At 47.3% G+C, this 11,955-nt stretch carries 12 protein-coding genes and 1 pseudogene; 5 read left to right on the top strand and 8 right to left on the bottom strand.

The window, feature by feature from the left end; all coding sequences use genetic code 11:
- Positions 1-120: 120 nt before the first annotated feature.
- A pseudogene (locus AC5I6P_RS29055) lies at positions 121-1,210 on the top strand (ISAs1 family transposase).
- Between the two features lie 325 nt (positions 1,211-1,535).
- Here AC5I6P_RS29055 and AC5I6P_RS29050 read toward each other — a convergent pair.
- The 5 genes from AC5I6P_RS29050 to AC5I6P_RS29030 all read right to left on the bottom strand — a co-directional run bounded on the left by AC5I6P_RS29050 (position 1,536) and on the right by AC5I6P_RS29030 (position 7,172).
- Positions 1,536-2,360, bottom strand: coding sequence for a CheR family methyltransferase (locus AC5I6P_RS29050; RefSeq protein WP_495697267.1), 825 nt, complete (start codon positions 2,358-2,360; stop codon positions 1,536-1,538).
- Complete coding sequence (gene cheB, locus AC5I6P_RS29045) at positions 2,357-3,451, bottom strand: chemotaxis-specific protein-glutamate methyltransferase CheB (protein ID WP_495697266.1); 1,095 nt, start codon at positions 3,449-3,451, stop codon at positions 2,357-2,359. The genes AC5I6P_RS29050 and cheB overlap by 4 nt, the downstream gene beginning before the upstream one ends.
- A gap of 124 nt (positions 3,452-3,575) precedes the next feature.
- Complete coding sequence (locus AC5I6P_RS29040; protein WP_495697265.1) at positions 3,576-4,598, bottom strand: methyl-accepting chemotaxis protein; 1,023 nt, start codon at positions 4,596-4,598, stop codon at positions 3,576-3,578.
- A gap of 25 nt (positions 4,599-4,623) precedes the next feature.
- Positions 4,624-5,061: a chemotaxis protein CheW gene (locus AC5I6P_RS29035; RefSeq protein WP_495697264.1), complete on the bottom strand. Its 438-nt coding sequence runs from the start codon at positions 5,059-5,061 to the stop codon at positions 4,624-4,626.
- A 5-nt stretch (positions 5,062-5,066) separates the two neighbouring features.
- Positions 5,067-7,172, bottom strand: coding sequence for a chemotaxis protein CheA (locus AC5I6P_RS29030; protein ID WP_495697263.1), 2,106 nt, complete (start codon positions 7,170-7,172; stop codon positions 5,067-5,069).
- A 134-nt stretch (positions 7,173-7,306) separates the two neighbouring features.
- On the opposite strand from AC5I6P_RS29030, the gene AC5I6P_RS29025 reads away from it, so the two are divergent.
- The 4 genes from AC5I6P_RS29025 to AC5I6P_RS29010 are packed head-to-tail and all read left to right on the top strand — an operon-like array spanning position 7,307 to position 10,296.
- Positions 7,307-7,657, top strand: a complete 351-nt coding sequence (locus AC5I6P_RS29025; protein ID WP_495697262.1) for an IS1/IS1595 family N-terminal zinc-binding domain-containing protein — start codon at positions 7,307-7,309, stop codon at positions 7,655-7,657.
- Positions 7,642-7,998, top strand: a complete 357-nt coding sequence (locus AC5I6P_RS29020; RefSeq protein ID WP_495697261.1) for a response regulator — start codon at positions 7,642-7,644, stop codon at positions 7,996-7,998. The genes AC5I6P_RS29025 and AC5I6P_RS29020 overlap by 16 nt, the downstream gene beginning before the upstream one ends.
- Before the next feature lie 16 nt (positions 7,999-8,014).
- Positions 8,015-8,632, top strand: coding sequence for a chemotaxis protein CheC (locus tag AC5I6P_RS29015; protein ID WP_495697260.1), 618 nt, complete (start codon positions 8,015-8,017; stop codon positions 8,630-8,632).
- Positions 8,629-10,296 carry a hybrid sensor histidine kinase/response regulator gene (locus tag AC5I6P_RS29010; RefSeq protein ID WP_495697259.1) on the top strand — a complete coding sequence of 556 codons (1,668 nt, stop codon included), beginning with the start codon at positions 8,629-8,631 and terminating at the stop codon, positions 10,294-10,296. Before AC5I6P_RS29015 ends, AC5I6P_RS29010 begins: the two co-directional genes overlap by 4 nt.
- Before the next feature lie 322 nt (positions 10,297-10,618).
- On the opposite strand, the gene AC5I6P_RS29005 is transcribed toward AC5I6P_RS29010, so the two are convergent.
- From AC5I6P_RS29005 to AC5I6P_RS28995, 3 genes are all read right to left on the bottom strand, one after another.
- Positions 10,619-10,870: a peptidoglycan-binding domain-containing protein gene (locus AC5I6P_RS29005; RefSeq protein ID WP_495697258.1), complete on the bottom strand. Its 252-nt coding sequence runs from the start codon at positions 10,868-10,870 to the stop codon at positions 10,619-10,621.
- Between the two features lie 3 nt (positions 10,871-10,873).
- Entirely contained in the window at positions 10,874-11,092 is a 219-nt protein-coding gene (locus tag AC5I6P_RS29000; RefSeq protein WP_495697257.1) for a peptidoglycan-binding domain-containing protein, read from the bottom strand.
- 153 nt (positions 11,093-11,245) lie between these two features.
- The gene (locus AC5I6P_RS28995) at positions 11,246-11,674 is read right to left on the bottom strand and encodes a peptidoglycan-binding domain-containing protein (protein ID WP_495697256.1); all 429 of its coding nucleotides are present in this window, start codon (positions 11,672-11,674) and stop codon (positions 11,246-11,248) included.
- Positions 11,675-11,955 lie beyond the last annotated feature (281 nt).

The raw sequence follows: 11,955 nt of genomic DNA, 5'->3' as shown, positions 1-11,955 counted from the left end.
CAGAAGTCGTGACGTAGAATGTGTCGATTTGCCTATTATGACCCCTGGCAAAAAAGTAGGGCTAATTCAGGGTCAAGGTAGAGAAATTAGACTGTCAGGAGTCGCGTTCTACTCTTGCTGATGAGTTTAATTGAGCATCTCAAGCAAATCGAAGATTATCGTGCTCCGCGTGGGCGACGCTACCCGCTCTGGCTAATGATCTTGCTGGCGATTCTTGGCACCATGAGCGAATGCTATGGCTATGCTGCGTTGGAAGACTTTTGTGTGCGGCACTATTGCACCCTGTGTCAGTGCTTTGGCATAGAAGTACCGCGCTTGCCGTCGGACTCAACGTTCCGCCGTCTGTTCGAGCAATTCGATTTTGAGCGGGTGGTGAGTGCGTTCAATGCCTGGTCAGGTGTGCAGATGCCGATAACGGAAGGAGACGGGTTGGCCATTGACGGCAAAAGCATCAAGGGCACATTGAGCCATTACCGAGCGTCATATCAGAACTTTGTCAATGTCGTGTCAGTGTACAGTCATCAGCACGGCGTAGTCGTCGCCCTCAAGCAGTTTGAGAACAAAGCAACCAGTGAGCTAAGCGTGGTGCAAACGTTGCTCGAAACTCTACAGGTGAGCGGTGTGGTGTTCACAATGGACGCCTTGCATGCCCAAAAAAACGATTGAGCGGATTGTGCAGCACGGCAATAACTACTTGGTCAGTGTCAAAGGCAATCAACCCAAGCTACTCAAAGCACTACAACAGATTAACCAACAGCAACGACCTCACTCTCATCATGACACCAGTGAACAAACGCGGAATCGGATTGTTCATCGCAGCGTGGGTGTGTTTGATGATGTTTCTGGAATTGATTCGCACTGGGCCAATGCTCGTAGTTTGATTGCGGTGCATCGAACTGGCACACGGAACGGTCAGCCGTTTGATCAGTGGAGTTATTACCTTAGTAGTCTAAGTGCCGATGCGATTGCCTTTGCAGTTGGCATTCGCCGCCATCGAGATATTGAAAATCGCTTGCACTGGGTTAAGGATGTGGTTTTTGGCGAGGATGCGGCTCGCTGTCCTCAGCACAATGCGGCAACCCTTTGGTCAATTATTCGCACGATTGTGATCAATCTCGTACGGAGTTCTGGTCATGCTTCGCTCACTAAAGCGCTGCGTCTTCTACGCCATGACATTCAAGCTCTCTTTCATCTCGTGACAACGAATTAGTCCTACTGCACTGAGGGAGCGAGAATTATCGAGCTGGAACAATCCAGCTCGATTCACTGCACAGAAGTCAAGTTATCAAGGTTCAGTTGAGCAGGGTTCTGCTCTCCTTCCCTCGCCGTTTTCCTTGAGCCAGTTGACTCATTTCAAACGAACGAATCGCACAGCCCAGAATTAGTCCTGCAAGTTCTTAGCGTTGGTTTTAGTCCGTTTGCTACGGGAACGCCATAACGAACAAACCATTCTGCTTGTAAATGTTTCTGGAGCCAGTCTGGAACCACAACTGTTAAGCTATTGAGCGCAGCACGAAAGGTTTCTCCTAACGTCTCTAGCCGATTCGTAAGCGATGACAAATACTCTGGTCGATTTGGACTGGTTCAAATTTGTCGTCTATGTTTAATATTGTCTCGCCTCCTCCTAAAAATAGATAACCATCTAGACGTAAATGCTGATGGACTTTTCGGAGAATTGACTTTTTTGTTTCTGTATCAAAGTAAATCAACACATTTCGTAGGAAGATAATATCTATAACAGGCAACGCCTTCCACTCATGAATTAAATTGAGTTGCTGAACGGTCACCATTTGGCGAAGAGTATCGCTAATCTGCCAGGTCTCCTGCTGTTTATGAAAGTACTTATCTCGAAGAGTGGAAGACAGTCCTCGATTGACCTCAAGTTGGCTGTAATAGCCTTGTTTCAATCGAGCTAGCGCTTTACCCGAGACATCACTGGCAATAAGTTGCAGGTTCCAATTTGCCAATTCTGGAAAATGTTCTTGAATTAAAATCGCAATGCTATAGGGTTCTTGTCCATAAGAACAACCAGCACACCAAATCGCCAGCGATCGCTCCTGCCGACGCTGTTGAATTAGATGCGGAAGCACTACAGTTTTCAAGGATTCAAAGGGATAGTGATCTCGGAAAAAGGAGGTTTCATTTGTCAGCATCGCTTCGACTGCTTGCACATGCAATGCTCCAAATGGAGTCCGTTTAAGTTGCTCAACAAGGTCGGCGATCGACGAAAACCCAGTCCGTTCTGCCACCGCTCCTAGATGCAGATCCGCCAGATATTTTTTCTCGGCACTGAGTACGACCGCAGACTGTTGCTGCACTAACCCACGAAGGTAGTCGAAGTCGAAGGGAGGTGAACTCATAGAAACTCTCGATGCACCGTGAGAGAAGTGCAGTCAACGCGACGCAAAATCTCGATAGACATCGCTTCTAATGGCACAACTGCATCTGCAAGCCCAGCATGCACCACAAATCCTGGCATCCCCCAGACCACGCTACTGGCTTCATCCTGCGCCAAGATTTGCCCTCCAACGTTACGAATTGATTCACAGCCGCGTAGCCCGTCCTGTCCCATTCCCGTTAGGATGATACCTAGAGATCGCGCCTTGTAATGTTGAGCAATCGATCGAAACAGCACGTCTACAGAAGGACGACAAAAATTCTCTGGAGGCGCTTGATGAGCTGTCAATTGCATCTGCGCTCCAGATTTCGTCACTTCTATATGATGATCACCGGGAGCAATCCAGATCATTCCAGGTGTTAGTGGTGCACCCGAATAAGCTTCTGCCACATGAAGTTGACACTTTGTTGCCAACCGCTCCGCCATCAGTTTTGTGAACATGGGTGGCATATGTTGCACAATCACGATTGGAATAGGAAATGTTTTAGGTAATTTAGGTAATAAGAGACCCAGAGCATTAGGTCCACCTGTAGAGACACCGATCGCGAGAATGTCGATCGTTGATTGATCAGAGCGAACTTGACGGAATGATTGAATTTTTGCTGGAGCTACTTTTGCTGAATCTACAACAGGTGACAGCGCTATCTTGGTGCCAAAAAATTTGATCTTAGGAAATAATGTTTTTTGAATATGTTGATTTGCGGCCTCAACGCTACCGAGTTGACTCGGTTTAGTCGCATAATCAGAGGCTCCTAAAGCCAGTGCGTCTAGAGTTGCGGCGGCTCCAGTATGCGTTTGAGTGCTGAACATAATGACTGGAAGGTCGGGATAGGATTGCCGAATGGCTGCTAAGGTCTCTAGACCATTCATGTCGGGCATCTCAACATCTAAAATCACCACATCTGGATTGACTTGCGGAATTTTAGCAAGAGCAACGCGTCCAGTTGCAGCCACACCCGCAACTTCAAAATTGGGATCAAGTGCGAGAAGTTTGCTTAAACGACTACGAACAACAACGGCATCATCAACAATAAGGACATGAATTTTAGACATTATTAAAATAGGAGGATGGGAGATTAAACCAGGTAAATTGGAACCTTTCTCCTAACTTTTAAAGGATTAATCCTGCGTGTAAGTGTCTCACACTTTACCGTGAACTAATCGAAGATACCTCTACCTAAAATTGGAACTTGCCCACAATCTTCTGCAGCTCAACTGCCATCCGCGCCAATTCTCCGGCTGCTTGAGATGTATTTCTGGCTCCAGAGGTGGTACTTTGAGTATTCTGTGCCACGATGCCAATGTTTTTCGCAATATCCGTCGCACCTTTAGCAGATTCTGCCACGCTGCGAGAGATCTCGCTTGTCGTTGCAGTTTGTTCTTCTACAGCACTTGCAATCGTGGTTTGAATATCACTAATTTGATTGATTACCCCAGTAATTTCTGTAATCGCTTGTACCGCTTCATTCGTGTCAGCTTGAATCGCTTCAATGCGTTGGCTAATATCTTCAGTGGCACTAGCAGTTTGTTTGGCAAGTTCTTTAACTTCGCTCGCGACGACCGCAAACCCTTTTCCAGCCTCTCCCGCACGAGCCGCTTCAATCGTGGCATTAAGGGCAAGTAGATTTGTTTGTTGAGCGATCGAGGTGATGACTTTGACGACTTTTCCAATATCAAGGCTGCTTTGACCAAGCTTATTGATTGTCACATTTGCTCTAACTGAGGTTGCCACAGCATTAGTGGCTATCTGTGCACCTTGCGCTGAATTTCTAGCAATTTCTCGGATAGTGGCAGTCATTTCTTCTACTGCCGTTGCTACTGTTGTGGCGTTTTGACTGACTTGTTCCGCGGAGGCTGAAGCTGAGGTTGCTTGCTCTGCGGTCTGAGAGGCATTATCCGTCATTTCGCTACTGACGGCAGTTAATTCTTCAGCGGAGGAAGCCACAGTTGCGGCAACTTCAGCCATTTGCCGGATGGAGTCTTGCACCGAAGTAATCATTTCGTTAAACGCGATCGCGACTTCCCCCAAGCTATTGTCTAGGGGAAGTCGCACCGAGAAGTCACCCAATTTTGCCGCGTTCAAAGCATCCAGTAAGGGCTGCAATTGTACTTTCAGTCCATTATTTGATTTCGCTGCCGTCTTACGCGACGTTGAAGTTTCGGTGACACTATCCATTTCCTGATCCTGATTCGCTACCATGAGATTTCCTTATTTAAGTTCAAGATTAGGGTTTTGTTTCCAACACCTTTGCTGGATCAAGAACGAGTAAGAACCCATTCGCCATCTTGTAAGCGCCCTGCAAAAACTGTCGGAGCGTTCCCTGGAGCGTTGCAGGAGAAGGTTCAAAATCATCATCGCCTAATTCTAAGATGTCATCTAATTGATCAACTTGTAGGCTTACGACCTCATCGCTGACACAAATGACGACGTTGTACTGAACCGAATCTGACCGCTGTTCAATTATTTCGGTATGGATGCCGAGACGACGCTTCAAATTGATTACCGCAATAATTTGACCTCGCAGATTAATTAAACCGCAAACATTAGACTCTGCTAGCGGAATACGAGTGGGAGTCTGGTGTCGAACGATTTCTTGCACCTGGTGGATCGGAATACCGAAGTGTGTGTTGTTGAGATAGAACGTGCAAAACTGTTGTGCCATAATAATTAACCGACTTGCCGTAAAAGATGTGGATTGACCATTTCTACGATCGCGTCGATATCTAATATCTCCGTAACTTGGTCTTGAATACTAGCGCAAAAGCTTATTCCTGGGCGGGTCGCTCCTCCTTTGAAGCTCAAAGAATCCTCAACGATGTCAAGGACGCGATCAACGATAAGCCCAACGCTACAGCTCGCACTCAAGGCCACTACAACAACAGATAACTCTTCTCGCTCAGGCATGCTGCTGCCGAAAACCTGATGTAAATCAATCAAGGGCAAAATGCGATCGCGGTATTTTACTAAGCTTTGATTCCCGACTTGCTCAATGTTGGATGGTAAAAAGGTTTCTAATCGGACTGCCGCCAGCATCGGAATGCCCATCCGCGATCGCTGCGGTCCTTCAACCAACAAAATTGACTGTTGGTCTAGCTCGTCAGTCGCGATCTCAGGCGTGTTCGCTGAAAGACGCTTTTGAAATTGAGCAATCACGCTAGACTGATGTGCCAATCCCACTGCATCTAAAATCAAAGCGATTTGTCCATCTCCTAAAATGGTTGCTCCTGTATAAACTGCTAGCTCTTTAAGCTGTTTTCCTAGCGGTTTCACTACAATTTCTTGAACATCATCGATCGCATCTACTACGACACCAAACTGATACTCATCTACTTGAATAACGACGATATAGACGACCTCAGACGTTGCCACTTCGTCGGTTAATTGCAAAACCAAATTGAGATAGACCAACGGTAATAATGTCTCTCGAAGTCGGTAAACAGGCACATTATAGAGAGTTTCAATCTGAGAAGTCTGCTGACCTTCTAGACGAACTAACTCTTGAATGTTTGTATAAGCGATCGCAAATCGTTGGTTGCCGCTCGAAATTAGTAACGCAGAGACGATGGCTAAGGTCAGTGGAATTTTAATCCGAAACGTAGTACCAACATTAACTTGGCTGCGGACATCAATCGTACCATTGACGAGTTCTAGATTTGAGCGCACTACATCCATCCCGACTCCGCGACCCGATAGATGCGTCACGTGTTCTGCGGTAGAAAAACCAGGCAGAAACATCAGATCAAATGCTTCTCGATCGCTCAACGCTTCGGCTTGAGGAGAACTCAGCATTCCTAGCTGCTGCGCTCGCTGCTTCAACTGTTCGGGATTGATGCCATTTCCATCATCACTGATTTCTAGATTAACTTTGCCCTGTTCATGGAAGGCTCTAATGCTTAATCGCCCTTTAGCAGGCTTCCCTTGAGCGGCCCGAACGTCAGTTGATTCTATGCCGTGATCGACGCAATTGCGAATTAGATGAGTCAGCGGATCTTTAATGTGCTCAATCAGGCTACGATCTAACTCCGTTTCTGCGCCTTCAATGTGAATTTGAACTTGTTTGTGATGGACGATCGCTAAGTCTCTCACCACCCGCGGAAACTTTTGAAAAATAGTCCCCATCGGCTGCAGCCGGGTTCTCATGATTTCTTCTTGCAGGTCGTTGGTGATGATGTTTAAGCGCTGACAAACCTTAGCAAACGAAGAATTGTCAAGCACATCCGAAAAACTGACGACTTGATTGCGAGCAAGTACAAGCTCTTCAACTAGGGTCATCACCCGATCAAGCAACGCAACATTGACTCTAATCGTTGATGCCGTAGCTTCACTGCTTTCTGAAGAATCTAACTTATGGTGCACTAGTGAGTTAGAGGATTGCGTTGATGAATTATTATGAACGGATTCTAGCGTCCTAATTAAAGTTGAATAATCGGTTCCAGTTTCTTTGCCCGTCGCTTCAATTCCACGAAGCAATTGACGAACCTCGTCTGCGACCTGGAGCAATGCAGAAGTAATTTCCGGCGTGATCTCGACTGACTCATCGCGCAACTTACCCAATAAACTCTCACCCGCGTGAGCGATCGATTCTAGTTTCGGGAAAGGTAAGAAGCCACAATTCCCCTTGATCGTATGCAGAGATCGATAAAGGCGAGTTAGAACGTCTCGGTCAGCGGGCGTTTCTTCTAGAACTAGAATGTCCCGCTCAATGCGGTCAAGGTTATCGTAACTCTCAACTAGAAATGCCTGAATATCCTCATCATCGATTGCGGTCGACATGTTTCGCCCAACAACTAGTTGACAGCTTCAGCTGATATCCTACGAAGGTTGTCTTTAGTCAAGAATCTATCTTAAGACAGAGGTTATAGTTTTGATTGTGCTGAAGAGTAATGATGATTACGTAAGCAGCGATTATGATGTGTCCAACCTGCAACTCTACACAGGCTTGCAAAAATGGGTATCGTAAGGGAGTACAAGCCTATCGATGTAAACGGTGTAGGCGACAGTTCCTTGAGTCGTACCAGAAACCGCGTTACTCAGATGCAACAAAGCAACGCTGCCTCGAGCTCTACTTTGGTGGAATGGGAGTGAAAGCGATAGAACGGGCGACTCATATTCATCACACAACGGTTTTGCATTGGATTCGACAAGTAGACCTTAATGCTCTCGGCCTTGAACTCTTGCTCGAGCCTAAGTTAGTACCGAACAGATCACAATCGACAGAACATCCCTACTTATCAAGTGAAAGATGGCTACGGTTTTAATTATTGATGATGCAGCCTTCACTCGTAGGATGCTACGCAAGTACTTGCAAGTGGATGGTTATGAGATTTTAGAAGCCACAAACGGACAAGAGGGTTTGGAAATGATTAGAAGTCATAAGCCAGGCTGCGTACTCACAGATTTGCTGATGCCAGATGTGGATGGATTCAAGTTTCTAGAGATTCTTCAGCAGGAGGGGTTAAAGATTCCAGCTATTATTGTCTCAGCAGATATTCAAGACTCTTCTCGTCAGCAGGGAAGGGAACTCGGCGCAGTCGGCTTTATCAATAAACCAGCGAAAGAGGATGAGGTACGGCAAGCCGTGCGGCAAATTTTTGAGTGAATAAAGGGTTCCGTCGATGAGATCACTTTCTGCTGACCAACTAGACGCGCTGCAGGAGTTCATCAACATTGGGGTTGGACGCGCTGCAGGCATTCTCAATGAGATGACAGATTGCCGCATCTTGTTGAAAATTCCACTGATTGAAGTGTTTGATATTGCTCAGTTACAGCAGAAGTTAAAGGAACGCTTTAATAGTGGCTACTTTTCAACCGTTCGACTAGGATTTGCAGGGCAATTTAGTGGCACTGCCGAACTCCTGTTTCCCACAGAAAGCGCGTCCACGTTGATCTCGGTCTTAACGGGTGAAGCTCCTGATTCTCCTGATCTTGATGCCGTTAAGATCGGCACACTCAGCGAAATCGGTAACATTGTGATCAATGGAGTGATGGGATCAATTAGTAATCTGCTGAGTCAACATTTGCGCTATGCGATTCCCATCTATTTAGAAGATACGATTCAAAATCTTTTGTTGCACAATCAACGCGGTCATAATGCGACTGTTTTTCTACTCGCTCAAACTCGTTTTGAGATCAAGCAGCTTAAAGTTATTGGCGATATCATATTGATTTTTGAAGTAAGTTCTTTTGATGCGCTGATTGAAGCTATAGATCGAGAACTAGGGGTACCCTCATGACTCGCTCTACAGATGAGCTACAGAGCGCTCAAGCCCAATTTGCGTTGCTCGATCAAATTCCCTTGGGCAACTGTGTGCTGCGAGCAGATTATGCCGTGCTGTTTTGGAATAGTTGTCTAGAAGAATGGACGAAAATCCCTAAACAAGACATTTTAGGCAAATCGATCACTGAGTTTTTTTCACACTTTGGTCAGCCGACCTATGTCCACCGATTCCAGCAAATTTTTCAAGGCGGAGTGCCGACGATCTTCTCATCGCAGTTCCACAAGCACTTGATTCCAGCTCCTTTGCCGCAGGGCGGGAACCGCATTCAACATACCACTGTCACAGCGATCGCGGCACCGGAGGGCGATGAGTTCTACGCCTTGTTATCAATTCAAGATGTCACCGATTTGACGACTCAGGCTCAAGGCTATCGGAAAATGCGCGACCAAGCGATTGCAGAGTCTGAAGAACGTCGCCGCGCTCAAGAAGAGGCTGAGGCTGCAAACCGTGTGAAGGACGAGTTTCTAGCAGTGGTGTCTCACGAACTCCGCACGCCGCTCAATCCTATTCTAGGGTGGGCAAGACTATTACAGAGCGGCAAAGTCAGCCCAGCAGCAGTTAACAATGCCCTCGCGACGATTGAGCGTAATGCTCAACTGCAAGCTCAACTGATCGATGATTTGCTGGATGTCTCTCGCATCCTAAGCGGTAAGCTCCATCTTGACTGGCAAACTATTAATTTGTCGTTTGTCGTTCACGCTGCTTTAGAAACTGTTCATCTCGCAGCGGAAGCGAAATCCCTCAGCATTCAACTGCACATCGAAGAACCGATTGCTGCTATTAAAGGCGATCCCACTCGGTTGCAGCAGGTGGTCTGGAATTTACTCTCAAATGCCGTTAAGTTCACGCCTGAGAACGGACGGATTGAAATCTATCTCGATACCACAGGAGTAGAAGTTCAACTGCGAATCAGCGACACTGGAAAAGGCATTCCATCTGACTTTATCCCCTATGTTTTCGATTCCTTTCGCCAAGCTGACAGCACTACTACCCGCGCGATCGGAGGACTCGGACTCGGACTCTCGATCACCCGCCACTTAGTTGAGCTGCACGGCGGAACGTTAAAGGTCGCTAGTCCCGGAGAGAACCAAGGCTCAACCTTTACCCTCAGGCTGCCCATTCCTAAAGAAGCTTACTCTGAAGTAGTAATTGCCTCTGGAGCGAGTGTTGATTCCGATATCTTAACCCTTGAAGGGGCTCACGTTTTGGTAGTCGATGATGATACTGATACACGTACATTTCTCGCATTTCTACTACAAGGGTATGGGGCAGAGGTGACGTTAGCAGCTTCAGCAGTCGATGCGATCGTAGCGCTTAAACACATCCATCCCGATATTTTACTCAGTGATTTAGGAATGCCTGATGTCGATGGCTATATGCTGATTCAGCAAGTGAGATTGCTACCTGAGTTTGAGCATCTACCGGCGATCGCGCTGACTGCTTATGCGGCAGAAACAACTCAGCAGCAAGTCTTAGCAGCTGGATTTCAAAAACATATTGCTAAGCCCGCCGACCCAACAATGCTAGTTGTTGCGATTGCTGAACAAGTTTTTGGAAGTTCTAGAATGCGTTCTGACACACGCCAGAGTGCTGGCTTTTGCCAGGAATCTGTGGCGTAGCAGGTTTGTAAAATATGGCTAATTTATAATCGCTTCAACCCTTCCCTTGGTTAACTGCCGCACCCCGCAGAAGTTCTGGGGCGCAAAAGTACTGGAATTGCCGCACTCAAATTTGCGGCAATTTTTGATTGGTCGGAACTTCTGCGGAGAGTGCAGTTAACTCAGGATGAATAGACGGACATTAGGCAACGTTAAACTTCAAGACAGTTGAGTTAAAGCGAACTAAAGCCTTGTTGATCACAAAGACAAAAAGCTCCCACACCCGTGGAAGCTAGATAGGATGTACACTGCAAACGGCAGAAATTCAGGAATCGGAATGCCGTTAAACGGTCAGCATTGTTGCTCGATCGACTAAGGCAGACCATGTTTCCGGGTCGATAATGCCCGTTTGAGCTAGCTGTGCTGCCGCTTGTATTTTCATCACGGCTTGTTCGGTCAGCGCTCCAAACACGCTGTCGATCGCCCCTTGATACAGCTTGGCATCGCGCAGCACTTGCTGAACCCGTTTCACTAATGGGCCAGTGCTGCCGCGACGTAGCAGGGGCTTTTCGATCAGATCTCGGTTGCACAACACTCGCTAAGTGTTGACTCCCACAGCCCCATCCTGCACTAAGAAGTAACGATATTGAATGATTTTGGCTGCCTGTTCGGTGCGTGCCCCAAAGACGCCATCGACGCCCAGTTGCTGGCGTGCCCCGAAGTAAACATTCAACTGTTCCTGTAGGCGTTTGACCTCCGTTCCCGTGGAGCCTTTCTGAAGCAAGGGTTGGCTGAGGCAAACATTCGTGGTGACCATGATAAATTCTCCTTGATGAATAGAGCGGGAATAACAATAGATAAGGATTGAGAGCGTAGAGAACTGGGGAAAGCACCTGTCAGGGAGCGAGGAATAGCGCTCGTGAAGCGGTGCTGTACTGGCGTTGTGCTTTCCCGACATCGCGAGAACTGATTAACAGCCAACGGATTCGGCTCGAACACCTTGACCCCGAACGAGGTCATAGAGTTTTTGGCGCACCGGCAGCGCCGCAAACCCCTTGGCAGGAGAGAAGCCATAGCGCCCTTGGAAAGTGGTGACCGCAGCGGTGGTTCTCGGTCCATAAAGTGGTTGACTTGTGGGCAGGTTGGCATTGACGACTCGATTTAAGTGGTCTTGCAAAATCCGCATCGCTTGTTCTGCTTTGGCCAAGGTCCTGGGTCCTGCAATGCCATCGACTTTCAGTTTGTAATACGCTTGGAATTCTTTAATCGCCTCGGTGGTAACCCAATCGACCATCGGGCTATTATCGTCAGAAATCGGAGAGGTAAGTTCTCCTTCGGGCGGATAGAGGAAACCAAAGCTCTGGAGAATGCTGCGAAATTGGGCGTTGTTGTATGGCATGATCGTGCTCATTGATGAGTGATTGAATGGTATTGGGCTTAACGGTGGAAGATTCTCGATTGCTTGTGCTCCCGGTGCATCCCGCTTTGTTTCTCGACATCATCACTCTAGGGCTCACGTCCCATGGGCATCGATAACGGTAAATTGAGGAAAGTTATGGACTCCATTAAGGTTTAGAAGTTACGGAAGTCTCAGATCAGGGAGTAACCTCGTCTGCGTCAGGGTGGAGGACAAGCATGAGGAGTGGTTACAGCAAGCTCCGTCTTCCCATAAAAGTTCTG

The sequence above is a fragment of the Myxacorys sp. genome, assembly GCF_059501405.1.
The sequence above is the reverse complement of the archived record's forward strand: the minus strand, read 5'-3'. Positions and strand labels throughout refer to the sequence as shown.